The 24135-nt window shown below is 71.3% G+C and carries 20 protein-coding genes; 10 read left to right on the forward strand and 10 right to left on the reverse strand.

The features are described 5' to 3' along the window. Nucleotides 1-74 precede the first annotated feature (74 nt). The 3 genes from AB0G01_RS05475 to AB0G01_RS05485 all read right to left on the reverse strand — a co-directional run bounded on the left by AB0G01_RS05475 (nucleotide 75) and on the right by AB0G01_RS05485 (nucleotide 2798). A complete protein-coding gene (locus AB0G01_RS05475; RefSeq protein ID WP_360940030.1) occupies nucleotides 75-830 on the reverse strand; it encodes a helix-turn-helix transcriptional regulator in 756 nt (251 codons plus the stop codon). Between the two features lie 146 nt (nucleotides 831-976). Then, complete coding sequence (locus tag AB0G01_RS05480) at nucleotides 977-1702, reverse strand: protein phosphatase 2C domain-containing protein (protein WP_360940032.1); 726 nt, start codon at nucleotides 1700-1702, stop codon at nucleotides 977-979. 55 nt (nucleotides 1703-1757) lie between these two features. Continuing rightward, complete coding sequence (locus AB0G01_RS05485; protein ID WP_360940034.1) at nucleotides 1758-2798, reverse strand: ROK family protein; 1041 nt, start codon at nucleotides 2796-2798, stop codon at nucleotides 1758-1760. 228 nt (nucleotides 2799-3026) lie between these two features. Here AB0G01_RS05485 and AB0G01_RS05490 point away from each other — a divergent pair, with 228 nt between their 5' ends. Next, a complete protein-coding gene (locus tag AB0G01_RS05490; RefSeq protein ID WP_360940036.1) occupies nucleotides 3027-3485 on the forward strand; it encodes a heme-degrading domain-containing protein in 459 nt (152 codons plus the stop codon). A gap of 35 nt (nucleotides 3486-3520) precedes the next feature. Here AB0G01_RS05490 and AB0G01_RS05495 read toward each other — a convergent pair whose 3' ends face one another. Then, nucleotides 3521-4627 (reverse strand): serine hydrolase domain-containing protein, encoded by a 1107-nt coding sequence (locus tag AB0G01_RS05495; protein WP_360940038.1) that lies wholly within the window; start codon nucleotides 4625-4627, stop codon nucleotides 3521-3523. Between the two features lie 304 nt (nucleotides 4628-4931). On the opposite strand from AB0G01_RS05495, the gene AB0G01_RS05500 reads away from it, so the two are divergent. Then, nucleotides 4932-6581, forward strand: coding sequence for a glycosyl hydrolase family 18 protein (locus AB0G01_RS05500; RefSeq protein ID WP_360940040.1), 1650 nt, complete (start codon nucleotides 4932-4934; stop codon nucleotides 6579-6581). Nucleotides 6582-6960: 379 nt separating this feature from the next. On the opposite strand, the gene AB0G01_RS05505 is transcribed toward AB0G01_RS05500, so the two are convergent. Continuing rightward, nucleotides 6961-8721, reverse strand: coding sequence for a M14 family zinc carboxypeptidase (locus tag AB0G01_RS05505; RefSeq protein WP_360940042.1), 1761 nt, complete (start codon nucleotides 8719-8721; stop codon nucleotides 6961-6963). 334 nt (nucleotides 8722-9055) lie between these two features. On the opposite strand from AB0G01_RS05505, the gene AB0G01_RS05510 reads away from it, so the two are divergent. After that, complete coding sequence (locus AB0G01_RS05510) at nucleotides 9056-9883, forward strand: MerR family transcriptional regulator (protein ID WP_360940044.1); 828 nt, start codon at nucleotides 9056-9058, stop codon at nucleotides 9881-9883. 57 nt (nucleotides 9884-9940) lie between these two features. On the opposite strand, the gene AB0G01_RS05515 is transcribed toward AB0G01_RS05510, so the two are convergent. From AB0G01_RS05515 to AB0G01_RS05525, 3 genes are all read right to left on the reverse strand, one after another. Beyond that, the gene (locus tag AB0G01_RS05515) at nucleotides 9941-10123 is read right to left on the reverse strand and encodes a DUF397 domain-containing protein (protein ID WP_360940046.1); all 183 of its coding nucleotides are present in this window, start codon (nucleotides 10121-10123) and stop codon (nucleotides 9941-9943) included. Nucleotides 10124-10211: 88 nt separating this feature from the next. Beyond that, nucleotides 10212-10400, reverse strand: coding sequence for a DUF397 domain-containing protein (locus AB0G01_RS05520; protein ID WP_360940048.1), 189 nt, complete (start codon nucleotides 10398-10400; stop codon nucleotides 10212-10214). Nucleotides 10401-10421: 21 nt separating this feature from the next. After that, nucleotides 10422-11285: a helix-turn-helix transcriptional regulator gene (locus tag AB0G01_RS05525; protein ID WP_360940050.1), complete on the reverse strand. Its 864-nt coding sequence runs from the start codon at nucleotides 11283-11285 to the stop codon at nucleotides 10422-10424. 127 nt (nucleotides 11286-11412) lie between these two features. Between AB0G01_RS05525 and AB0G01_RS05530 the strand changes: the two genes are divergently transcribed. Next, the gene (locus AB0G01_RS05530; protein ID WP_360940052.1) at nucleotides 11413-11658 is read left to right on the forward strand and encodes a hypothetical protein; all 246 of its coding nucleotides are present in this window, start codon (nucleotides 11413-11415) and stop codon (nucleotides 11656-11658) included. Here the strand turns inward: AB0G01_RS05530 and AB0G01_RS05535 are convergent. Continuing rightward, entirely contained in the window at nucleotides 11649-13820 is a 2172-nt protein-coding gene (locus tag AB0G01_RS05535) for an ATP-dependent RecD-like DNA helicase (protein WP_360940054.1), read from the reverse strand. The two genes, AB0G01_RS05530 and AB0G01_RS05535, sit on opposite strands and share 10 nt — an antisense overlap. A gap of 117 nt (nucleotides 13821-13937) precedes the next feature. On the opposite strand from AB0G01_RS05535, the gene AB0G01_RS05540 reads away from it, so the two are divergent. The 4 genes from AB0G01_RS05540 (at nucleotide 13938) to AB0G01_RS05555 (ending at nucleotide 17392) form a co-directional block, all read left to right on the forward strand. Beyond that, nucleotides 13938-14603, forward strand: a complete 666-nt coding sequence (locus AB0G01_RS05540) for a response regulator transcription factor (RefSeq protein WP_360940056.1) — start codon at nucleotides 13938-13940, stop codon at nucleotides 14601-14603. Further along, the gene (locus AB0G01_RS05545; RefSeq protein WP_360940058.1) at nucleotides 14600-15646 is read left to right on the forward strand and encodes a HAMP domain-containing sensor histidine kinase; all 1047 of its coding nucleotides are present in this window, start codon (nucleotides 14600-14602) and stop codon (nucleotides 15644-15646) included. The genes AB0G01_RS05540 and AB0G01_RS05545 overlap by 4 nt, the downstream gene beginning before the upstream one ends. A 112-nt stretch (nucleotides 15647-15758) precedes the next feature. Further along, complete coding sequence (locus AB0G01_RS05550; RefSeq protein ID WP_360940060.1) at nucleotides 15759-16895, forward strand: mechanosensitive ion channel domain-containing protein; 1137 nt, start codon at nucleotides 15759-15761, stop codon at nucleotides 16893-16895. 38 nt (nucleotides 16896-16933) lie between these two features. Next, complete coding sequence (locus AB0G01_RS05555) at nucleotides 16934-17392, forward strand: hypothetical protein (protein WP_360940062.1); 459 nt, start codon at nucleotides 16934-16936, stop codon at nucleotides 17390-17392. Nucleotides 17393-17529: 137 nt separating this feature from the next. Here AB0G01_RS05555 and AB0G01_RS05560 read toward each other — a convergent pair whose 3' ends face one another. Further along, entirely contained in the window at nucleotides 17530-20778 is a 3249-nt protein-coding gene (locus AB0G01_RS05560) for a S8 family serine peptidase (protein WP_360940064.1), read from the reverse strand. Between the two features lie 256 nt (nucleotides 20779-21034). Here AB0G01_RS05560 and AB0G01_RS05565 point away from each other — a divergent pair, with 256 nt between their 5' ends. Together AB0G01_RS05565 and AB0G01_RS05570 are read left to right on the forward strand one after the other, a co-directional pair. Next, entirely contained in the window at nucleotides 21035-21868 is an 834-nt protein-coding gene (locus AB0G01_RS05565) for a hypothetical protein (protein ID WP_360940065.1), read from the forward strand. A 611-nt stretch (nucleotides 21869-22479) separates the two neighbouring features. Continuing rightward, nucleotides 22480-24135 carry an FAD-binding dehydrogenase gene (locus AB0G01_RS05570; RefSeq protein WP_360940067.1) on the forward strand — a complete coding sequence of 552 codons (1656 nt, stop codon included), beginning with the start codon at nucleotides 22480-22482 and terminating at the stop codon, nucleotides 24133-24135.

The raw sequence follows: 24135 nt of genomic DNA on the forward strand, positions 1-24135 counted from the left end.
GGTGCGCGCACACCTGCGGGCGTGCGTCCGGACGACCGACCCGCGCCACGCGCGGCACGACGACCGGACCGTCGTCACCGCCGGGCGCGTGGACGAGCCGACCCGGGGTGCCCGGTGGCGTCGACCGCGCTCCCACCGGCGGCGGGAACGGTGGACATGTCGTGGCAGGGGGTGGCGTCCGGGTACCGGCCGGCCGCGAACGCCCCCGGGGCGATGCCCATCGCCGCCCGGAAGTCCGTGCTCAGGTGCGACTGGTCGTAGTACCCGAGTTCATGTGCCAGCCGCGCCCACGAACCGGTCGCTCCCGAGGCGACGACCCGGCGCACCCGCTCGATCCGCGCGAACTGCTTGGGCGACAACCCCACCGCGTCCCGGAACAGCGTGCGCAGGTGCCGTTCGCTCACGTGCAGCGCCTTCGCGGTCGCCGCCACCCCCAGCTCCGGCAGGGTCCGCACGGCCTCCGCGACCACCGCGTCCCGCTCCGGGTCGGCCTCCGCCGACCGGTCCGCCAACGTCTTCCGCAGGCCCTCGAAACCCTCCACCGAACCCCAGAGGTCCTTCAACGGCACGACCGCGTCCACCAACTCGTGCGCCGCCACCCCCAGGAGGGTCTGCGCGCGCCCCGGCCTGAGCCGCACCTTCAGCCGGTGCGCCGGGATGGTCTCGAAGTACGTCCCGCGCGTGCGCGGCCCCACCACGAAAGCCTCCTGGGTCACCGAGCACAGCACCAGGGACGTCGCCCCGTCCGGCGGGAGGGCTTGGGTGCCCATCGGCACGACCGAATCGACCCGCATGTCCGTGACCCACGTGCGCAGCTCCACACCGGACACAACAGCACACCCGACGCGGAAAGTCCGCAGGCCGACGTGGGCCGCGGTATTCGGCAGCGCGCGGCCCTGCCGATGGTGGCCGGTGGCCGGATGGGCAGCGCGGCGGGCGCGCACGCCCGCGCCCGGCCGCTACGCCGCCCTGCGCACTACGACGGCGTGCCGGCCGGCACCACGTCCACGACCACGCAGGTGATGTTGTCCGGCCCGCCGCCCGCGTTGGCCGCGTCGATGAGCGCCCGCACGACCACGTCCCCGTCCGGGTCGGCACCGAGCAGCACGCCGATCTCGGCGGCGGCCACCACGTCGGACAGGCCGTCCGAGCAGAGCAGGTACCGGTCGCCCGCCTGGACCTCGTGGAAGAACAGGTCGGCGTCGTGCGAGCTGCCCGCCTGGAGCGCCCGCATCAGCATCGACCGGCCGGGGTGCTCGGCGGCCTGCTCGGCGGCCATCCGGCCGTCGTCCACCAGGGCCTGGACCATGGTGTGGTCGCGGGTGAGCTGGGTGAGCTCGCCGTCGCGGACCAGGTAGCACCGGGAGTCCCCGATGTGCCCGACCGCGAACCGCTCGCCGTCCCACAGCAGCGCGGTGAGCGTGGTGCCCATGCCGCGCATGTCGAAGTTCTCCTCGGCCAGGTCGGTCAGCCGGATCGCGATCTCCCGGGCCGCACCGGCGAGCGCGGTCAGCGGGTCGTCGGCGTCCACGTCCAGCTCGGCCAGCACCGCCACCGCGATGGAACTGGCCACCTCCCCGTACGCGTGACCGCCCATGCCGTCGGCTACTGCGTACAGGCGCTCGCTGAAGTACACCGAGTCCTCGTTCGCCTCACGGCGCAGGCCGGGGTCCGTCCCGACGGCGTGGCGGAGCGCATACATGCCGGATAGTGAATCACCCGCACGTGTGCCCCTGAGCAGCACTGTCCCTAATCGGCTACCGGGGACGCCCGTAGAACTCGCTCAGCACGAGCATCGCCGCCCCCGCGGCGACCACGTCATCGGCCAACGGGGTGATGCCGACGTCGACCGGCAACCACGCCGCGGTGGGGAGTCGGGCCCGCACGCCGGCCAGGTACTCCTCCGGTGCGGCGAGCACCGCCCGACCGGCCAGCACGACGTGGTCCACGTCCAGGAGCTGGACCAGGTCGGCCACCGCCAGGCCCACGACGGACGTCGCGGCGGCCAGGTCCCCGGCCCGCGCGGCGAGGTCGTGGACCGCTTCCACGCACCCGGTCCGCCCGCACGCGCAGCGCGGCCCGTCGAGCTGGATGGTGGTGTGCCCGAACTCGCCGGCGTTGGTCCGCGCGCCCCGGTGGACCCGCCCGTCGAGCAGCAGACCGACGCCGATACCGGTGCCGACCAGCACCAGGACGGCGTTGCGCAGCTCCTCGCCGCGCCGCCACGACTCGGCCACGATCGCCGCGTTGGTGTCCTTGTCGACCACGACCGGCAGGCCGAGGCGTTGTTCGGCGAGCTCCCTGAGCGGCACGTCGTGCCACCGGGACAACGCGGTCGCGTCGTGCACCACGCCGGTGCGGTGGTCCAGCGGTCCGACGAACCCGATGCCCACGCCGAGCAGCCGCTCGCCGCGCAGCGGGTCCACCAGCCGGGCCAGCTCGCGGACGAACGTCTCCGGGTCGAAGTCGGCGGGCAGCGGCGCGACGACGCGGTCCAGCACGTCGCCCGCCAGGTCGGTGAGCACGACCCGCAGCTCATCCCGCTCGACCTGCGCGCCGACCGCGAGCCTGCTGTCCGCGACGAGTTCGACCAGGGTGCGCGGCTTGCCGACGCCGACGTTGCGGGTGCCGGACTCGACCAGCAGGCCGTCCGCGACCAGCCGCGCGACCACCTTGGACACCGCCTGGGGTGTCAGCCCGCTGCGCTCGGCGAGGTCGCCCCTGGTGACGGCACCGGACCTGGCCAGGCCCAGCACCACCGCGTCGTTGTAACCACGCAGGAAGCGCAAGTTCGGCACTACCGGATGATGGCACGGGCGGAGATTAGGAAATAGCGTTTCAATAACACGGCTGGGGCTGCGCCGGCCGTGGCGACAGCAGGGGCGGCCCAGCGATTCGTCGACTTCTGGCAGGCCCGGGGCCGGTCTCGACGCGGTGCCCGTGCACCCGCCGCGCACGCGGGGTTCTACCGTCTGCTGGTCGGGGCGGCGTCCACGCCCGCCCGAACCCGGAGAGGTGGTGGCGCTGTGAGCCTGCTGGACGAACTGGCCGAGCAGGAGGCCAGGCTGGTCTTCCGCTCGTTCACCAACGAGGACGCCCTGGCCCTGGGCCTCTTCCTGGTCGACGCGGCGAGCGTGCAGGGGCTGCCGATCGCGGTGTCCGTGCGGCGCGGGCAGCAGCGCCTGTTCCACGTCGCGCTGGCCGGCACGTCCGCCGACAACGACGAGTGGCTGGACCGCAAGAGCCGGGTGGTCGACCGGTACGGCCGCAGCTCGTTCCGGGTCGGCGAGACGTTCCGGGCGCGCGGCAGCACGTTCGAGGCCGACTCCCGGCTGGACCTGGACCGGTACGCGGCGCACGGCGGCGCGTTCCCGGTGGTCGTGACGGGTGTCGGGCTGGTCGGCACGGTCGGCGTCTCCGGCCTGCCCCAGGCCGACGACCACGCGTTCGTCGTGACGCAACTCGACCTGTTCCTGAACCGCTGACGGGGCTCCCCGACGTGCCGGGGAGCCCCTCCGGATCAGCAGAACACCTCGTCGAGCAGCTCGTCCATGCCCTCCCCGTCACCGCCGACGGGCGAGTGCGTGAAAGAGCCCTGCAACCGGGTCCCGGTGTCCTCGGTGCTGCCCGTGAAGCTGGAGTAGCCCGGAATCCCGCCGCTGTGGCCGTACACGGTCACCCCGCACGGGAGTTCGGTCCGCATGAACCCCAGCCCGTAGCCCTGGCTGAAGGGCAGGGTCCGGGTCAGCTCGGCCCGCTGCGCCGGCTTGAGCAGCCGGCCGTCCAGCAGGGCGTCGACGAACCGGTCCAGGTCCGCCGTGCTGGAGATGATGTCGCCGGAGCCGTAGGCGACCGAGGGGTTCAGCCGGGTCACGTCCACGACCTCGCCGGCCACGGCGTAGTAGCCGTGGGCGTGCGGGCCGGGGATGGCGTGGCGGTGGCCCGGCACCGACGTGTCGCGCAGTCCGAGCGGGCGCAGGATGCGCTGCGAGACCGCGTCCCCGTACGGCTTTCCGGTGATTTCTTCGATCAGCAGACCGGCCACCGCGTAGTTGGAGTTCGAGTAGCCGAAGGACGTGCCCGGCGCGAAGTTCAGCGGTTTGGACGTCGCGATCGAGACGATTTCCTGCGGTGTCCACCTCTTGAAGCGGATCGTTTCGAAGCCGGCCGGGTCCAGCGGCAGCGCGGTGGTGTAGTCGAACAGCCCGCTGGTGTGCTGTAAGAGCATCCGCACGGTGATCCGGTCACCGTCCGGCAGCAGGCCCGGCAGGTACCCGCCGACCGGCTCGTCCAGCCCCACCCGGCCTTCGCCGACCAGTTGCAGGACCACCGTCGAGACGAAGGTCTTGGTGATGCTGCCCACCCGGAACCGCCCGTCGACGGGCACCGGCCGGGTGGTCCCCCACTCGGCCACGCCCGCGCGCGCGGTGAACTGCTGCCGGCCGTCCACGACCCGCACCTGCACGCCCGCCGCGCCGCCCGCGCCGGCCATCCGGTCTACCGCCCGCTGCACGGCCCGCCGGTCGATCCCGCCCCCGGCGGCGGCGGGTTCCGCGACCGCCGCACCGCCCATCCCCAGTGCCGCCAGCCCCGCCACGGCGGCCACGGCGATCCCCCTCTTGCGCATCAGCGCTCCCCTCCCGGTCGACTTCCCAGGCAACCGAGTCTGGTCAGGACCGCTATCAGCGGGCATCCTCCCCGGGAAGGACTGCCGCAGCACCCTCGGAAGGAGGCCGCACCCACCCCCGGGCGGACGCCGACGTCGACTTACGGCGGTGCGCACCCCTAGTGGTCGCCCCCTCGTGGAAACGCTTTCACACGCCGAAACGCTACTCCATTCGAGTGACACAATGGTCTAGACCTTGACCGTCAAGTGGTCTGAACCACATGTTCTTCTCAACCCTGCACTCCTTTCCCTGACGAGGAGCACGATGTCCAAGATCCGCTGGCATCTCACAGCGCTGCTCGTGGCTGTCGCCACGATGGTCCTCGGTCTGGTCCTGGTTCCCGCCGCGAGCGGCGCGGGCGGCCTGTCCGCCACCTTCACCAAGGGCTCGGACTGGGGCTCCGGCTACGAGGGCAAGTACACGATCCGCAACGCGGGCTCGGCCGGCATCTCAAGCTGGACCGTCGAGTTCGATCTCCCCGCCGGTCACAAGGTCGGTTCCCTGTGGGACGCCGGCTACACGGCCAGCGGCCAGCACGTGACCGTCAAGAACACCTGGAACGGCAACATCGGTGTCGGCGGCTCGGTGAGCTTCGGCTTCAACATCGTCTACTCGGGCGCGTTCTCGGGGCCGGCCAACTGCAAGCTCAACGGCGCGTCCTGTGACGCCGGGGGCGGCACGACGACGACCACGACCACGACGACCACCACGACGACCACGGACCCGACGACGTCGACGTCGACCTCCACCACGACGACCACGCCCACGACGACCACCACCTCCACGCCGCCCCCCGGTTACAAGAACCTGGGCTACTTCGTGCAGTGGGGCGTCTACGGCCGCAACTACCACGTCAAGAACATCCACACCTCCGGTTCCGCCGCGAAGCTGACGCACATCAACTACGCGTTCGGCAACGTGACCGGCGGCAAGTGCACCGCGAACGACGACACCTACGCGGACTACGACAAGTTCTACGGCGCGGACACCAGCGTCGACGGCACGTCGGACTCGTGGGACGCCGGTTCGCTGCGCGGTAACTTCAACCAGCTCCGCAAGCTGAAGAAGATGTACCCGCACATCAAGATCCTGTGGTCCTTCGGCGGTTGGACCTGGTCCGGCGGCTTCGGCCAGGCCTCGCAGAACCCGGCCGCGTTCGCCGAGTCCTGCTACAAGCTGGTCGAGGACCCGCGCTGGGCGGACGTGTTCGACGGCATCGACATCGACTGGGAGTACCCGAACGCCTGTGGTCTGTCCTGCGACAGCAGCGGCTTCGCGGCCTTCAAGAACGTGTCCCAGGCCCTCCGGACGCGCTTCGGTGCCAACAACCTGGTGACCGCGGCCATCACGGCGGACGCCAGCAGCGGTGGCAAGCTCGACCTCGCCGACTACGGCGGCGCGGCGCAGTACCTCGACTGGTACAACGTCATGACCTACGACTTCTTCGGTGCCTGGGCGGCGCAGGGTCCGACGGCCCCGCACTCCCCGCTGACCTCGTACGCGGGCATCCCGCAGCAGGGCTTCACCACCGACGACGCGATCCAGAAGCTGAAGAGCAAGGGCGTCCCGGCGTCCAAGCTGCTGCTCGGCATCGGCTTCTACGGTCGTGGCTGGACCGGCGTCACGCAGGCCGCCCCGGGCGGCACGGCGACCGACGGTGCGCCCGGCACGTACGAGAAGGGCATCGAGGACTACAAGATCCTCAAGACCAAGTGCCCGTCGAACGGCACGGTCGCGGGCACGGCGTACGCCCACTGCGGCAACCAGTGGTGGAGCTACGACACCCCGGCCACGATCAACGGCAAGATGCAGTGGACCAAGCAGCAGGGTCTGGGCGGCGCGTTCTTCTGGTCGCTCGACGGTGACACCACCAACGGCGAGCTCGCCGCTGCGATGGGCAACGGCCTGAAGTAGGCCCACAGCACCACCTGTTCCACAGCACCACCTGCACCACCGGTAACACCGAACGGGCCCCTGCGGGCGTCTCCCCCGCAGGGGCCCGTTCGGCTTTCACGGAACCGGAACCGGTACCGGCACCTGGTCCACGGCGGCGGGGCCACTGGCGGGACGGCCGCTGGGGTGGCGGTGAGCCCAAGGCGGGGCACCTCGTACCGACGCAGGGCCGGTCAAGCGGCCACCGCTCCAGCCTCACCACTCCCCACTCGCCACTCGCCCCACACCGCCGGACCGGGGCGGTGGCCACGGTCGCCCCGACCCCCGGTTGTGACGTGGAACGGCCCCGCGGGCATCACGCCCGCGGGGCCGTTTCGTCGAGAACGACAGGGGGACCTGGTTACAGGGTCAGGCTCCACGAGTCGATGTAGCCGGTGTCGGACGAGTACAGGTCCTGCGCCTTCAGCTTCCACGCCCCGTTGCGCACCTCGGTGGAGGCGTTGACGGTGTACGTGGTGTCGATGTTGTCGACCGAGTCGCTGTTCGCCGACTTCAGCCGGTACGCCGTACCGTCCGGTGCGACCAGGTCGAGGACCAGGTCACCGCGGTAGGTGTGCTTGACGTGCACCTCGACCTGGGTGGTCGCCGAGGCGTTGCCCGTGCAGCCGGAGATGTTGATGTTGCTGGTGATCGCGGCACCGGCGTCCGGGATGTTGACGTCGCCGTCGTTGGTCGCCTTCGCGCACGAGCCGGGCGTGCCGCCACCGCCGTACGGGTTGGCGGCCTTCTTCGCCGAGTACATCAGCATCGGCTTGACCTTCGGCCAGAAGGTCGACGCCTGGCAGGAGTACGCCGGGAAGAACCCGCTGCACGCGCCCGACCCGGGTCCGACCTCCCACACGAACGACGCGACGCCCAGGTCGTCGTACACCCAGTCGTCGGTCGCGCCGGCGGCGTTGTAGAGCACCTCGCCGGGCTGGCCGTACTGCCAGCCGCCCGCGATCGAGGCCATCTCCCGCGCCATCGAGCGCAGCGGGGCGTCGTTGCCGGTCTTGTACTGCGTCGTCCAGCCCCACGGGAACAGCACGAGGTTGGAGTAGCTGTGCATGGAGATCACGACACCGGTCGTGTCGGCCGGCGCGGCGTCGGTCGTGCCGGTGCCACGGCGGTCCTTGTACAGGTTGCGCCACAGCGCCTGGAGCGCGCGCGTCTCGACCTCGGAGTTGGCCGACGGGCCCTTGTAGGTCTCGGCGCACGGCTGGGAGGACGTGCCCTCGCCGCCCCAGTGCGAGCTGGTGTTGCGGTTCAGGTCGATGCCGACGTGCGACCCCGACGTGCCCGAGCAGCTCGCGCCGTTCGTGGTGTTGGCGTTCTTGCGCTGGTAGCGCGGCGAGTTGCCGCCCTGCTGCACGATGTTCACGCCGTCGGGGTTGGCGATCGGCACGACCCACACCTCGGTGGAGTCGAGCAGCGCGGTGACCTCGGGGTCGGTGCCGTAGCTCTGGGTCAGGTGGTCGATCCAGCGGTACGAGACGTCACCGGTGGTGAGCTCGCGGGCGTGGAGCTGACCCATCACGAAGAACCGGGGCTTGGGCGCGGACGTGCTCAGCGCGCAGTCGCCGGCGTTCTTCTTCGTGATGCAGATGGCCCGCAGGTCGTAACCGCCCGCGCCCTGCGTCTTCTTCCACGAGTCGCCGTAGTCGACGGTCTGCGTCAGGTTCGGGTACTGCGAGGCCACCGCGTCCAGGTGCGCGAACTGCGCGTTCACCGTGCGGTAGCCGCCGTAGTAGGTCTCCTCCAGCGCCGCCGCGTCCAACTGCTGCGACTTGCGCGACGGCGGGGTCCACTGCGGGGCGGGGAGCACCTCGTCGACGACGCTGGTGAACCCGTCACCGGTCAGCTTCTGGCCGGTGGCCTGGTCGCCGAGGACGAACAGGTGGTCGCCCTCGCGCTGCTCCAGGACGTCGAAGCCGCGGGCGAGCAGGTCTTGCGCGGCCTTGCCGAGCGGGGCGTGCACCTTGTAGACGTACGTCGGCCCGGCCTGGACCGCGGCCACCTCGGGTGCGGGGCCCGCGGTGCCGGGAACGCCGCCGTTGATCACAGCGGCGGCGGTGACACCGGCTACAGCCAGCGTCACCAGTGAACGTCTGGTCGACTTCACGGTTGTTCTCCTCCTATGCAGGGATGAGCAGGAGAATGGGCCAAAACAGGGGCCCTGCACACCCTCCGACCGGCCATACCTGGTGCTCCTGGGCGCAGGTTGGACCGCACGGCCCTGACCCGGGTACCACCCGTTGCACCGATCATCCGTACGGAACCGATACGGATGCCGGCCCGGCGGTCACCGGGAGTGCGCGACGGGGTCCGGGCAGGCGAACCACCACCTCTCCTGTGACACTTCCGGGTGACGTGTGCCGTTCTCGTGCGCGGGCGGCGAGAGGCGTGCGGTGCGACCGCTTGACCCTGCCCCTGGGGCACGCACCAAGGTCGTCCAGGTGGAGGAGGTGCGGGTGGACCGGTTGCTGGGCATCGGGGAGTTCTCCCGCCGCACCCGGCTGTCGCTGAAGGCGCTGCGGCTGTACGAGCGGTTGGGGCTGGTCGTGCCGGCCGAGGTCGACCCGGCCAACGGCTACCGCCGGTACCGCGAAGACCAGTTGGCGCACGCGCGCCTGGTCGGGCTGCTGCGCCGGATCGACATGCCGTTGGCGGTGGTCAGCCGGATCGCCGCGACCCCGGCGGGCGGACGGGCGGAGCTGCTCGACGCGTACTGGGGCGAGGTGGAACAGCGATTCGCCGTGCAACGGCACCTGACGGCCTACCTCCGCGTACTGATGTCCAGAGGAAAGGGATTGCCGGAGATGTACGAGGTCAAGCAGCGGGACGTACCGGAGCAGGTCGTGCTGGCGGAGCAGCGCCACGTGTTGCAGCCGGCCCTGACGGACTGGATCCGCGAAGCGATGGACCGGCTCCTCGCCGCGACCGCCGAGTTCGGCGGCATCGCGGGACCCGGACTCGTGATCTACCACGGCGAGGTCACCGAGGACAGCGACGGCCCGGTCGAGGTGGCCCTGCCGATCGCCGTCGACACGCCGCCCGCCGGGGTGGCGGCGAGGGTCGAGCCGGCGCACCGCGAGGCGTACGTGCGGCTGAAGAAGCGCGAGGTGGAGTACCCCCAGATCCTGGCCGCGTACGACACCGTGGCGACGTGGCTGGAGTCGAACGGCAAGGCCCCTGCCGGCTCGCCGCGCGAGGTGTACTTCACGGACTGGGGCTCGCAGGGGCCGGACGACGACGTCTGCGACATCGCGTTCCCGATGAAGTAGCCGCAGGGGATGTGCTCACGGCTCGCGGACGGGTTGCCCGTCCGCGAGCCGTCCCGCTCAGCGCAGGCGGGCGAGGAAGCTGCGGAACGCCCGGGACGAGACGGTGAGGTGACCACCGGCCCGGTGCTTGGTATCCCGCACCGCGCAGGAGCCGGGCACCGTCGCCACCTCGACGCAGGTCCCGTTGCCATCGGTGTAGCTGGAGGTCTTGAACCGGGCGCTGGAGAAGTCGGGGATCATGGCAAGGGCCACCCTTCAGGTAAGGCGCACTGCCTGGCAACGCGCTGGACGAACTGTCCCGATTGTTCCAGCCCGAGGACGTTCGCCGTCAGATCATCCGGAGACCGGCGAGGAAGCTGCGGAACGCCCGAGACGAGACGGTGAGGTGACCACCGGCCCGGTGCTTCGTATCCCGCACCGCGAAGAAACCGGGCACCGTCGCCACCTCAACGCAGGTCCCGTTGTCCTGCGTGTGGCTGGAGGTCTTGAAGGTCGCCGTCGAGAAGTTTGATGCCATGACAGGGGCCACCTCTTCAGGTCAGGCGAAGTCCTGGGCGATCCCCAGGATGAACCTCCTCGATTGTTCCACTCCCAGGGCGTCTGCGGTGAGACTGCTCCAGAGGTCTGCGTAGTCGTCGACCTCCTGCTTGCCGTCGAGGTAGTCGGCGTCGTGCAGGTTCTCCACGTAGACCATGTCCAGGTCGGAAGCGGCTGCGGTCGGTGCGGGGATGCTCAGCATGGTGAAGCTGAACGGGGTCCCCCCGCTCACCTGGCCCCCGAACGGCAGCACCTGGACCCGCACATTCCGCCGCCGGGTCAGCTCAGCCAGGTGGAGCGCCTGCTCGTGCATGATCGCGTTACCGCCGTAAACCCTGCGGAGGCAGCTCTCGCTGATCACGAACGCCGCCGTGACCGGCACGCGGCGGAACAGAACCTCTTGACGCTCCAAGCGCGTGGCCACGATATCTTCGACACTCGTCGCGTCGATCCGGAAGTGCCGCTCCAAAGCCGCCCGCATGTACGCCTCGGTCTGCAACAAGCCGGGCACCATCTCCATGCCGTAGTTGCGGATGAGGGTCGAGTCGACCTCGAAGTCGTAGTAGGGGCGCTGCTCCATCGGCACGGTCGCGCGGTGTCCCAGCCAACGGCCGCGCTGGCTGCGCGTCCGGGCGAGTTCGACGATCTCCGCCTTCTGCTCCTCGGAGTGCACGTCGTACCGGTCCAGCAGCATCTTGGTGTCGCCGGGCGTCAACCCTTCCCTGCCGCGCTCCATCTTGGTGACGCGGGTGGTGTCCCGCCCGAGCAGTTTCGCGACCTCTTTCGCCTCCACCCCCGCCTTGAGCCGGGCCTCGCGCATGTAGATCGACAGGAACTTCAGCCGCACCGTGGGGGTCAAGGGCATCCGCGTCATCCGATCGTGGGCAATTGCTTTACAGCAGTTGCAAAGTAACTCTGCCTAGGGCCAGGCTAGCAACCACCGGAGCGCCCCTCGCCCCGGTGGACTCCCGACCACCCGAAAGGGGACAACCATGTCCACGATCGCCCGCGACGCCGACCACGATCAGTGCCACCCGCCGCGCGAGTGGCTGGTGCGCTGCTCCGACGACGCCCACCGCCCGGCCGTCTGCTCGATCGCCGTCACCGACGGTCGCCTCGAACTCTGGCTCGGCGAGCACACCATGATCAGCCTGGAGGGCTCCGAGATCGCCCGCTTCCACACCGCGTTCGGCGACGCCGCCGAGCTCGCGCGCGCCGACCGCGCGGTTCACGCCTGACGGAGCCGGTAGTCCAGAGCGGTGTGCCGTCGCCCCGCCCCCACCGTGCGGACGGCCTGGCCGATGGCCTTGCGCGACCCCACCAGCACGACCAACTTCTTCGCCCGCGTCACCGCCGTGTACAGCAGATTCCGCTGCAACATCATCCACGCGCTCGTGGTGATTGGAATGACGACGCACGGGTACTCACTGCCCTGTGAGCGATGAATCGTCATGGCGTAAGCGTGGGTCAGTTCGTCCAGTTCGCCGAACTCATAGCCCACGTCCTCGTCCTCGTCCGTCCGCACGGTCAACTTCTGCTCCACCACGTCGATGGCTGTGACCACGCCCAACGTGCCGTTGAAGACCCCGTTCACGCCCTTGTCGTAGTTGTTCCGGATCTGCGTGACCTTGTCCCCGACCCGGAACACCCGCCCACCGAATCGCCGCTCCGGCAGGTCCTTCACCGCCGGGGTCAGCGCTTCCTGCAACACCACGTTCAACGCGCCCGCACCGGCCGGTCCCCGGTGCATCGGCGCGAGCACTTGGATGTCCCGGCGCGGGTCCAGGCCGAACTTGCGCGGGATGCGTTGCGCGACCACGTCCACCGTCAGCGCCGCCGCGTCTTCCGCCTCGTCGGCCGGGAACAGGAAGAAGTCGGCCAACCCCTGCACCAGCGGGAAGTCACCGGCGTTGATCCGGTGCGCGTTGGTCACCACACCGGACTGCTGCGCCTGCCGGAAGATGTGCGTCAGCCGCACGCGGGGTACCGGGCTGTCCTCGACCAGCACGTCCCGCAGCACCTCCCCCGCGCCCACCGAGGGCAACTGGTCGACGTCACCCACCAGCAGCAGGTGCGCCCCGGGCGGCACCGCCTTGACCAACTTGTTGGCCAGCAACAGGTCCAGCATCGACGCCTCGTCCACCACGACCAGGTCCGCGTCCAGCGGCCGGTCCCGGTCGTACGCGGCGTCCCCGCCGGGCCGCAGCTCCAGCAGCCGGTGCACGGTGCGCGCCTCGTGGCCGGTCAGCTCGGCCAACCGCTTCGCGGCCCGGCCGGTCGGCGCGGCCAGCACCACCCTGGCCCCCTTCGCCACGGCCAGCCGCACGACGGACCGCACCGTGAAGCTCTTGCCGCACCCCGGCCCGCCGGTCAGCACCGCGACCTTGCGGGTCAGCGCCAGCTTGACCGCGTCCCGCTGCTTCTCCTCCAACGACGCGCCCAGCCAGGCGAAGGCGCGCTCCCAGTCCACCCCGTCGAACGCGGGCATCCGCTCCTCACCGGTCCGCAGCAGCCGCAGCAACTGGCCGGCCAGTGAGATCTCCGCGCGGTGGAACGGGATCAGGTAGACGGCCGGCTCGCCGTCCGGCAGCACCTCCCGCACCACGCCCTCTTCCGCCACCAGTTCCGCCAGGCAGTCGATGACCAGCCCGGCGTCGACCTGGAGGATCTTGATCGCCTCGCCGATGAGCTGGTTCTCCGGCAGGAAGCAGTCACCGCTGCCGGTCGCCTCGGACAGCGTGAACTGCAAGCCGGCCTTGATCCGCTGCGGGCTGTCGTGCGGGATGCCCACCGCCTTGGCGATGGTGTCGGCGGTCCGGAACCCGATCCCCCACACGTCGGTGGCCAGCCGGTAGGGCTCGGTGCGGACGACGTCGATGGACTTGTCGACGTACTGCTTGAAGATCCGCACGGCCAGCGACGTCGAGACGCCGACCCCTTGCAGGAAGACCATGACCTCCTTGATGGCCTTCTGCTCCTCCCACGCGGCGGCGATCAGCTTCGTCCGCTTGGGACCGAGTTTCGGCACCTCGACCAGCCGCTCCGGCTGCCGCTCGATGACGTCCAGCGCGTCGACCCCGAAGTGCGTGACGATCCGGTCCGCCAGCACCGGCCCGATGCCCTTGATCAACCCCGAGCCGAGGTAGCGGCGGATGCCCTGGATCGTCGCGGGCAGCACGGTCGTGTAGTCGTCCACGTGGAACTGCTTGCCGTACTGCGGGTGCGACCCCCACCGGCCGCGCATCCGGATCGACTCGCCGGGCTGAGCGCCCAGCAGCGCGCCCACCACGGTGACCAGGTCGTTGCCGCGCCCGGTGTCGACGCGGGCGACGGTGTAGCCGGTCTCCTCGTTGGCGAACGTGATCCGCTCCAGCACCGCTTCCAGGACCGCCTCCGCCACCCCGCAACCCTAAGCGGTCGGCCGGTCCCCGAGCGTGCGGGAGGCCCGGAGCCGCCTCCACAGGACGTTCACAACTCTCACCACCCGTCTCCACCGGGCGCACCTAGAGTCGACGCCATGACTCGCCGGGTTCTGGTGGTCGAGGACGACCTGACCATCGCTTCGTCCGTCGCCGCGCGGCTGCGGGCCGAGGGGTTCGACGTCGACCTGGCGCACGACGGGCCGTCCGCCGTGGCCAAGGCCGGTGACGTGGACCTCGTCGTCCTGGACGTGATGCTGCCCGGGTTCGACGGGCTGGAGGTGTGCCGCCGCATCCAGGCCACCCGGCCGGTGCCGGTGCTCATGCTGACCGCGCGGGGTGACGAGAACGACATGCTGGTGGGGCTGGCGGTCGGCGCGGACGACTACCTGACCAAGCCGTTCTCCATCCGGGAGCTCGCCGCGCGGGTGCACGCCCTGCTGCGCCGGGTGGAGCGCTCGGCCGCGCCCCCGACCCGGATCTCCGTGGCGGACGTGGAGATCGACCTGGCGGAACGGCGGGTGCTGCGCGCCGGCGAGGAGGCCCACCTCACGCCGACCGAGTTCGAGCTCCTGGTGCACCTGGCCGAACGGCCGCGCGCGGTGCAGTCGCGGGAACGCCTGCTCAGCGCGGTGTGGGGGTGGCCGGACGGCACCGGCACGCGGACGGTGGACAGCCACATCAAGGCTCTGCGGCGCAAGCTCGGCACGGACCTGATCCGCACCGTCCACGGGGTCGGCTACGCGCTGGAGGTACCCCGGTGAGCGTGCGGTCGGCGCTCAGCGCGGCGGTCGAGCTGCTGCCCCGCCCGCTCGACCCGGTCCGCTCGATCAAGCTCAAGCTCGGCATCCTGCTGGTGTCCTCGGGCGCGGCGGGCCTGGCCTACTTCTGGTCGTGGATCGGGTGGTTGCCGGTCGGCACCACGATCGGCGCGCTGACCGCCGCGCTGATCACGTCGCAGGTGCTCGCGCACGGCCTGACCAGGCCGTTGCGCGAGATGACGGCCGCCGCCCGCGCGATGCGGCGCGGCGACTACAGCCGGCGGGTGCGGGCCACCGCGCGGGACGAGGTGGGCGAGCTCGCCGGCGCGTTCAACCAGATGGCGGCGGACCTGGCCGCCGCCGACCGGCAGCGGCGGGAGCTGATCGCGAACGTGTCGCACGAGTTGCGCACGCCGATCACCGCGTTGCAGAACGTGCTGGAGAACGTGGTCGACGGGGTCACCCGGCCGGACTCGAAGACCATGCGCACCGCGCTGGCGCAGACCGAGCGCCTGGGCCGGCTGGTGACCGAACTGCTGGACCTGTCCCGGATCGACGCCGGGGCGCACCGCCTGGCGCTGGCCGAGTTCCCGGTCGCGCCGCTGTTGGACGAGGTGGTGGCGGAGGCTTCGGTGACCGATCGAGGGGTTCGGTTCACCGTGGACGTCCAGCCGCCCACCGCGACCGCGACGGCCGACCGGGCCCGGCTGCACCAGGTGGTGGTCAACCTGCTGGACAACGCCGCGCGGCACGGTCCGGCGGGCGGCGAGGTGCGGTTGACCGCGCGGGTCGGCACGAACCTGGTGCTGGAGGTGTCCGACGACGGTCCGGGCATCGCGCCGGAGGACCGCGAGCGGGTGTTCGAGCGGTTCACGCGCGGTGAGCGGGCGGGCGGTGGCGGCACCGGGCTGGGCCTGAACATCGCCCGCTGGATCATCGACCTGCACGGCGGCACGATCGCCGTGGTCGACGGCGGTCCGGGCAGCCGCATCCGGGCGACTCTGCCCGCCTCGCCGCGCGCGCCCGGCACGCCGGAACCCGCCTAGCGCCGATCACCGTGCGGAGTCGGCGCGCGGACGTGACGAAGGTCCCCTGTCCGAGTGGGCCGCCGGCCCCGTGGGTACGGCGGGAGGACGTGCCCACGAGGAGGAGGCGTTTGTGCTCGTCGCTGTACTCACGTTCGCCGGGTCGATCCTGGTCGCGCTGCTGGTCGTGACGCTCGTGCACCGGGTGGTGCGGCGGATCGGCCGGAAGTCCGCCCTGTTCGCCGGACTGGCCCGCCACGCGCACAAACCCGCGCTGCTCGTGGCCGTGCTGGTGGCCGTGCAGTTCTCGCTGGGGGTGGTGGCACGGGGCGAGTGGCGGCCGGCGGCGCTGCACGCGGTCGGGGTGGCGCTCATCCTGGCCGGTGCGTGGCTGCTGGGCGCGCTGCTGGTGGTGGCCGAGGACGCGACGCTGGCCCGAATCCGGGTGGACGTGTCGGACAACCGGCACGCACGGCGGGTGCACACGCAGATCACTCTGGTGCGGCGGGTCACCGTCGTGGTGGTGGGGTTGCTGGCCGCCGGGGCGGTGCTGATGACCTTCCCCGCCGCGCGGGCGGCCGGGACGAGCCTGCTGGCCTCGGCCGGTGTGATCGGTGCGATCGCGGCGCTGGCGGCGCAGTCGCTGCTGGGCAACGTGTTCGCCGGGGTGCAGATCGCGTTCTCCGACGCGCTGCGGCTCGACGACGTCGTCGTGGTCGAGGAGCAGTGGGGGCGGGTCGAGGACATCACGCTGACCTACGTGGTCGTGCACCTGTGGGACGACCGGCGGCTGATCCTGCCCACCTCGTACTTCCTGAAGACGCCGTTCGAGAACTGGACGCGGACGCAGTCGGCGCTGCTCGGCACGGTGGAACTGGACGTGGACTGGACCGTGCCGGTGGAGGACCTGCGGCAGGAGCTGCGGCACGCGCTGGAGACCGTGGACCTGTGGGACGGGCGGGTGTGCGTGGTGCAGGTGACCGGCGCGGTCGGGGCGTTCGTGCGGATTCGCGCCCTGGTGAGCGCCACCGACGCCGGCCGGCTGTGGGACCTGCGGTGCGTCGTGCGGGAGCACCTGGTCGGGTGGGTGCGGGCCCAGCACCCGGAGGCGTTGCCGCAGGTGCGGGTCCGCGACCTGCCGCCGCAGCGCCGCGTCACCCGGGACAGCCCGGCGTCCGGGTCGGACAACCGGGTGTTCGGGGAGAGCCTGGACGGGGAGGAACGGGTGCAGGCGTTCAGCGGGCCGGAGGCAACCCACCGGAGCGGTTGATCCGTCCTGGTGGCAGGACGGGTCCTGGAGGGGTGCGGATGAGACGACTGGCCGTGGGTCTGCTGTGCTTGCTGGCGACCGGGTGCGCCGCGCCGATCATCGACTACGAACCGGCGGCCACCCCGTCGGTCTCGACCACCACGCCGGCTCCCGGCCCCACGACGACCACCACGACACCGGCCACCGCGCCGCCACCACCACCCACGGAGGTGCCCGTGCCCGGGAAGCTCAGCCCGCACGGCAAGGACGTGCTGGCCGACGCACGGCGCAACGGGGTGACCAGCGTCGTGCTGGTGATCTCCGCGGAAGCCGGCGCGACCGAGCGGACGGCTTCGGCGCTGCGCGACCTCGGCGCGACGGTGGAGGCGACCGACGCGTCGATCGGGTACCTCCGGGTGTCCGTGCCGGTGGGTGACGTGGAGCGGGTCACGGCGCTGGAGAGCGTGCGGCAGGTGGACGTGGACGAGCCCATCGGCCAACCCGACCCGACGCCGTAGGACCCGCCTCCAGAGCGGTCGTGGCCCGGTAGAGCGCCGCCCCGCTCCGAGGACACGCCCTGCTGCCGTTCCCGGCCGGGAACGGCAGCAGGGCCACCCCCGGCGAACCGGGGATGGCCCTGCGTGGGTCAGCGGTCTCAGACCACGTTCCGCACGATCACGGTGGAGCGCCCGACAACGGCACCCTCACCGGTCTGCACGGTCAGCTCGCCGAGCAGCACCCGACCGGGACCGGCCTGGCCGGTCGCGGTCACGACGCCCGGGACGGTCCACGTCGCGCCGGCCGTGCGGTCGGCGTCGGCGTCCGTCACGGACACGGTGCCCAGGCCCGGGGCCGCGTAGACGTCGATGTAGTCGTACTCCGTCGAGCCCGCCGGGACGGCGTACCCGTCGACCTGGATGCGCCACGCGCCCGCCGCCGGGTTGGTGACCGTGAAGGACTCCTCGGAGTCACCGTCGGCGGTCTGCCCGAACAGCACGCAGGTGCCCGTGGTGCAGTTGTAGACGGACAGGTCCAGGTCGGCCGAGATGTCGCTCGGCTTGCCGATGGTCGCCCGCAGCGACGTGCTGCCCGCGGGCACGGTCACGTCGTAGAGCTGCGAGGCACCATCGGTGATGACCGGGCGGCTGATCTTGGCGCTGGACAGCGCGCTGCCGACGAGCCGGCCGTTGAACGCCGCCAGGGTGTTCTTCACCGTGTAGGTGCGGTTGACGCCCACACCGCTCTGGACGGACTCGATGGTGTCGGGGTCGGGGCTGACCGACGTGCCCAGCACCGACGCCGTCAGGGTGTACGGCGCGGAGTTCGCGTCGGAGGTGCGTCGCGCCTCGACCACGATCTCCCAGACGCCCGGCACCGGGTTGGCGACCGTGCGGCTGGTGGGCGAGCCACCGGCGCAGCCCGCGCCCGCGTCGGGGTTGTAGCAGTTGGTGGAGGACGTGGTGTCCGCCGGCACGCCGTACGGGTCGAAGCGCAGGAAGCGGATCTGGCCCTTGCCTGCCTCGGTGCCGCCGCCCGCCAGGTCGACCTTCAGCGCGCTGGTGCCGACCGGCACCTTCACGAAGACGCTCTGCGACTGGTTGCGCGGGATGCTGGTCGTCTTGGCCACCGCGTACTTGTTCGCCGGGCCGAACTCCTCGGCGGCGAAGACCGTGTTCAGGGTGAACACGTCGATGCCCCGGGTGCTCGGGTTGTCCAGCTTCAGCACGGCCGAGTGCACGCCCGCCTTGGTCGGCTTGACCTTGACGTCGAACTTGACCGGCGTGTTCAGCGGCAGGCTGACCAGGGACTTGGACGAGAACGTGCCGTCGTTGCCCTGCCAGTTGACGAGGAACTGCTGGTTGCGGTTCGGGCCCGTGGTGCGGTTCAGGGTGTAGGTCCGCACGTACTCCTTGCCGATGGTCACGCCCTCGCGGTCGTGGATGCCCACGCCCGTGTTGGGGGTCGGCAGCAGGGCCGACAGCGCCGTGTTGACGGTGACCGAGGTGGCGACGTTCTGCACGTTCGGGTGGGCGTTGAGCTGCTGCCAGGAACGCTGCACGTCGAACAGGCCGGAGCCCTGCTCGTAGGCCTTCAGCGAGGAGACCCACTTGGCACCGGACTGGATGGCGTTGCGCAGCTCCAGCACGGTGGGCCGCTCGCCCGCGTGCTCGGCCTTGAACGCGCTGACCAGCAGCGCCGCCGCACCGGTCGCCTGCGGGGAGGCCATCGACGTGCCGTTGAACATGGCGTAGCCGACGGGCAGCTCGTAGGTGCCGGCCACCGGGCCGGGCACCTGCCACTGCGGCACCGTCGAGATCGCCGAGCCGGGCGCGACGATGTTCGGCTTGAAGCCGCCGTCCTCGCGCGGGCCGCGCGAGGAGAAGCCGTGCAGGTTCTCCTTCTGCGCGGTGACCGAACCGTAGTTGGACAGCCAGGTCTCCTTGGTGATGTACGAGCCGACGCTGATCGCGTCCGTCGTCACCGAGGGGTCGCCGACGGTGTTCGCGCCCGCGCCGCTGTTGCCCGCCGAGATGAAGATCTGCATGTTGTACTCGGCGATGGTGCGGTTGTAGAGCTCCGAGCGGGCGTTGTTGCCGTCGTTGAGCGCCGGCAGACCGCCGATCGAGATGTTGACGACGTCCGCGCCGTTGCGGGCCGCGTAGAGCACGCCGTCGATCAGGCCGGACGAGGTGCACGACGGGGTCGACAGGCAGACCTTGACCGCCATCAGCTTCGCGCCGGGGGCCGCGCCGGTGGCCTTGCCGCCGAACAGCTTGTTCGCGGCGGTGATGCCCGCGACGTGCGTGCCGTGCGCGGCGGCGGTGATGCCGATGTTGACGTACGCCTGACCGGCGTTGTCGTAGATCGAGCGGTCGGTCTGCACCACGAACGCCACGGTGTCGATCACCGGGGTGCCGGGGTTGTCGGTGCCGAAGTGGCCGACGTCCTTCTTGTACTTGTAGTCGATCATGGCGCGCTCGTCGGTGAAGTCGCCGTCACCGTCGACGTCCACCCGGACTTCCTTGGTGGTGACGTCCTGGAGCACGCCGAACGCGTCCACGCGGTCGCCGTCGCGGTTGATGTCGCCGCCGGTCTCGCTGGCCGCGAGGCCCAGGTCGCCCGCGGTCTCGCGGAACAGGCCGAAGCTGTAGGGGCCGCCGGTCGCGGGTGCCTTGAAGTTCGCGCCGCCGTTGCTGAACGGGCCGTTGTAGCGGCCGGCCACCTGGACCCAGGTGCCGTCGCCGGAGTTCGTGGCGTTGGCGTTGTACCAGTCCACGATCTTGCGCTCACCGGTGGTCGTGGTGGCCAGCGCGGGGTGGTCCAGGTCGATGCCGCTGTCCAGGATGGCGATGGTCGTGCCGCGCCCGTCCCAGGTGCGGTGCGCATCGGTGAACTGCGCCGCCTTGGTGTCCTCGATCGGCATGTACGGGTTCTTCTTGGGCGTCTTCGCGTCCGGCGCTTTCTGCGGCAGCGGCGTGGTCGCGCCGTCCGGGCGCGGGTTGTCCAGCGCCACCAGGCCGTCGACGTCGATCGCGTTCACCGAGGCGAGCTTGGCGGCCTTCTCGGCGTTGCCGCGCGGCACGGAGACCTTGAGGTACTCGACGTCCCGCTCGGTCGACTCGACGACGCCGCCGAGGGCCTTGAGGTCGTCGGTGGCGGAGTCCAGCTTGCCGGGCTCGGCGGCGACCAGCAGCGTGACGTTGTCCTGGCCGGCCTTCTCGGCCTTGGCGAGCTGTTCGCGGTCCTGCTTGTCCAGACCCTTGTCGTCGGCGGACGCGGGCGCGTTCGGCGCTTCCTGCGCGACGGCCGGAGCGGCGGCGAAGCCGAACCCAGTCGTGCCCAGTACGGCGGCCAGCAGGGCCGCACTGGTGCGGTGTCTCCACCGACTTGCTGAGTTGTTCACGGCGCAAACCCTTCGTGGGGAAAGATTAGCGCAAGCACATCCCCCCGGGTCTTCCCGGACAATCGGACGAACAGTCCAATAATGGTGTCCACATTGGACTGAACGGGGTATTGCGAACCGGTGCGCGAAGTGCCGCGCCGGTCACACGCCGGGGCGGCACTCCCAGTCAAGAGCCGACCGGCCGGAATGTCAAACTCTGTCAACGGTGAAACCCTGGACGTCGCCTTGACGGGGTAACAAATCGCACAACAACACGATGGCGAGCACACTGGTGGGCATCGTGGACGCGGAACCGATCGACCGGATCGCCGACGAGCTGTACGCGCTCGCGCCGGCGCGGTTCGTCGCGGCCCGGGACGCCCACGCGCGGGCCGCCCTGGATCGCGGCGACAAGGCGTTGGCCAAGGAGATCACGGCGCTGCGCAAGCCGACCTCGTCGGCGTGGGCGCTCAACCGGCTGGCCCGGTTCGGTGCCGTCGAACTGGCCGAGGCGGTCGCGCTGGGTGATCAGTTGCGGGTCGCGCAGGAGGAGTTGCGGGGCAGTGCGCTGCGCGAGCTCGGGGCGCGGCGGCGGGTCGTGCTGGGCTCCCTGGTGAAGCTGACCGAGGACCTGGCGCGCGACGCCGGCACCCCGTTGGCCTCGGACGCCGTCCAGCAGGTCCGGTCCACGCTGACCGCCGCCTTGGCGGACGCCGTGCTGGCCGCGCGGATCAGGGCCGGGCGTCTGGTCAAGCCCGTCGACCAGTCCGGCTTCGGACCGCCGGCCGAGACGGGCACACCGGTGCGGGACGACCTCGCACCCCGCCGCGAGCAGCGGCGGGAGCGGAAACTGGCGGAAGCGAGGGACGACATCACGCACGCGCGCACCGAGGTGGAGACGGCGGACGCGGCGATCGGCGAGGCCGAGGCGGCGCTGATCGAGCGGGAGGACCACGCGGAGGCGCTGCGGACCGAGCTGCGCCGGGCCCAGCAGGCCGAGCGGGAGGCCGCGACGCGGGTCGAGCGCGCCAAGCGGAAGGCGGCTGCGGCGCGTGACCGGCTGGCTGCCGCCGAACGGCGGATGACCGAGCTCCGTGGCGACTCTGTGTAGTGACCCTGGACACCCCGGGAACAGTTGTGCTATATCGCCCGTTGTAGGGATGGTCGGCGTGCGGATGCCGCCCGGACGTCAGGACCACCGACGCCCGCCCCCCACGGGCGCGGCAGGCCCTCCCCGAGACGTTCCGGAGCGCCCGCGCGACCCGGCCGCCGTCGGCCGGGCGGGGCCCCCTCACCGAACGGCCGGCGGCCCGTACCGAATCGACCGCGCGCACGTCGTGATCACCGCGTCGTGCGCGCGGCCGTTTCACTTTGCCGACACCGGCCCGGATCACCGCCCGCTCCCGGTGGGCGCGCGCCGGGTCTTGACCGGTGGCCGCTGATTCCGGTGCGCCGGAAATTGATCGGACTCCCGGTATTGGACGCCACCCGCGCGGGCGCGGAGAGGGTCCGAAGAGGGCCCGAAAAGGCTTCGGAGAACCGTTCCGCAGGGCCGGCGCGGACCGCGCGCGAGCCGCGAGCCGCAGTCGGGCACCGTGCGGCGTGCCGTGAACCGACGGGCGGCGGACCGCCGGCGTGGCGGGCGGCGCGCGGGGGCCGTGCGGGCGAAATGAAACTTATTCGAGTCTCGTCGGCGGTCAGGGCGGGACCTAGACTCGCCCGATGGCACAGGACGCGGATGTGATCGTCGTCGGTGGCGGCCTCGCGGGGCTCGTCGCGACCGCCGAGCTGGCCGACGCCGGCCGCCGGGTGATCCTGCTCGACCAGGAGCCGGAGGCGTCCCTGGGCGGTCAGGCGTTCTGGTCCTTCGGCGGGCTGTTCCTGGTCGACAGCCCGGAGCAGCGCCGGCTGAAGGTCAAGGACTCCGCGGACCTGGCGTTGCAGGACTGGCTGGGCTCGGCCGCGTTCGACCGCGCCTCCGACCACTGGCCGCGCAGGTGGGCCGAGGCCTACGTGGACTTCGCCGCCGGCGAGAAGCGGCGCTGGCTGCACGGCATGGGCGTGCGCTGGTTCCCGTTCGTGCAGTGGGCCGAACGCGGCGGTTACCTGGCCGACGGGCACGGCAACTCGGTGCCCCGGTTCCACGTCACCTGGGGCACCGGTCCGGGCCTCGTGGAGCCGTTCGAGCGCCGGGTGCGCGCCGCCGTGGCGAGCGGCCTGGTCCGGCTCCGCTTCCGGCACCGCGTCACGGGCCTGACCACGACCGGCGGTGTGGTCGACGGCGTGCGCGGCGAGGTCCTGGAGCCCAGCGCCGCCCGGCGCGGCGAACCGAGCTCCCGCGTCCGGGCCGAGGACTTCGAGCTGCGCGCGCAGGCGGTGGTCGTCACCTCCGGCGGCATCGGCGGCAACCACGAGCTGGTGCGCCGCAACTGGCCCGCCCGGATGGGGACGCCGCCCGAGCACCTGCTGTCGGGCGTGCCGGACCACGTGGACGGCCGGATGCTCCAGGTCGTGCGGGACGCGGGCGGCGGGATCATCAACGAGGACCGCATGTGGCACTACCCGGAGGGGATCGCGAACTGCGCGCCGGTCTGGAGCCGGCACGGCATCCGCATCCTGCCGGGCCCGTCGTCGCTGTGGCTGGACGCGACCGGCCGACGCCTGCCGACCCCGCTGTTCCCCGGCTTCGACGCGCTCGGGTCGCTGGAGCACGTCGTGAAGACCGGGCACGGCTACTCGTGGTTCGTGCTCAACCAGCGGATCATCGGCAAGGAGTTCGCCCTGTCCGGGTCCGAGCAGAACCCGGACCTGACGGGCAAGCACGTCAAGCAGGTGCTCCAGCGCGCCCTGCCCGGCGCGGTCGCGCCCGTGGAGGAGTTCGCGAAGCGGTCCAGCGAGTTCATCTCGGCGCGCGGCGTCGCGGAGCTGGCGGCCGGGATGAACGCGCTGGCCGGCTCGGACCTGATCGACGCGGCGGCCCTGGAGCGGGTCATCGTCGAGCGCGACCGGCAGGTGGACTCGGGGCTGGGCAAGGACATGCAGGTCAACGCCATCCGCGCGGCCCGGCGGTTCCTGACCGACAAGCTGATCCGGGTGGTCGAGCCGCACCGGCTGCTGGACCCGAAGGCGGGGCCGCTGATCGCGGTCCGGCTGTCGGTGCTGACGCGCAAGACGTTGGGCGGCCTGCACACCGACCTGTCCGGGCGGGTGCTGAAGGAGGACGGCACGGTGCTGGGCGGGGTGTACGCGGCGGGCGAGGCGGCCGGCTTCGGCGGTGGCGGCGTGCACGGCTACCGCGCCCTGGAGGGGACCTTCCTCGGCGGCTGCCTGTTCTCCGGCCGCGTGGCCGGGCGCTCGGTCGCCGACGCGGTCGGCTGA

Origin of the sequence: Actinosynnema sp. NPDC023587 (assembly GCF_040640215.1) — a bacterium.
Classification (GTDB): domain Bacteria; phylum Actinomycetota; class Actinomycetes; order Mycobacteriales; family Pseudonocardiaceae; genus Actinosynnema.

Bases quoted from the DNA above. Each gene is read 5' to 3' on its own strand.
- AB0G01_RS05570 (WP_360940067.1), top strand. From the start codon at position 22,480: ATGGCACAGGACGCGGATGTGATCGTCGTCGGTGGCGGCCTCGCGGGG.
- AB0G01_RS05495 (WP_360940038.1), bottom strand. From the start codon at position 4,627: ATGCGCAAGAGGGGGATCGCCGTGGCCGCCGTGGCGGGGCTGGCGGCA.
- AB0G01_RS05520 (WP_360940048.1), bottom strand. From the start codon at position 10,400: ATGGCATCAAACTTCTCGACGGCGACCTTCAAGACCTCCAGCCACACG.
- AB0G01_RS05540 (WP_360940056.1), top strand. From the start codon at position 13,938: ATGACTCGCCGGGTTCTGGTGGTCGAGGACGACCTGACCATCGCTTCG.
- AB0G01_RS05500 (WP_360940040.1), top strand. From the start codon at position 4,932: ATGTCCAAGATCCGCTGGCATCTCACAGCGCTGCTCGTGGCTGTCGCC.
- AB0G01_RS05525 (WP_360940050.1), bottom strand. From the start codon at position 11,285: ATGCCCTTGACCCCCACGGTGCGGCTGAAGTTCCTGTCGATCTACATG.
- AB0G01_RS05515 (WP_360940046.1), bottom strand. From the start codon at position 10,123: ATGATCCCCGACTTCTCCAGCGCCCGGTTCAAGACCTCCAGCTACACC.
- AB0G01_RS05530 (WP_360940052.1), top strand. From the start codon at position 11,413: ATGTCCACGATCGCCCGCGACGCCGACCACGATCAGTGCCACCCGCCG.
- AB0G01_RS05565 (WP_360940065.1), top strand. From the start codon at position 21,035: ATGGCGAGCACACTGGTGGGCATCGTGGACGCGGAACCGATCGACCGG.
- AB0G01_RS05480 (WP_360940032.1), bottom strand. From the start codon at position 1,702: ATGTATGCGCTCCGCCACGCCGTCGGGACGGACCCCGGCCTGCGCCGT.
- AB0G01_RS05555 (WP_360940062.1), top strand. From the start codon at position 16,934: ATGAGACGACTGGCCGTGGGTCTGCTGTGCTTGCTGGCGACCGGGTGC.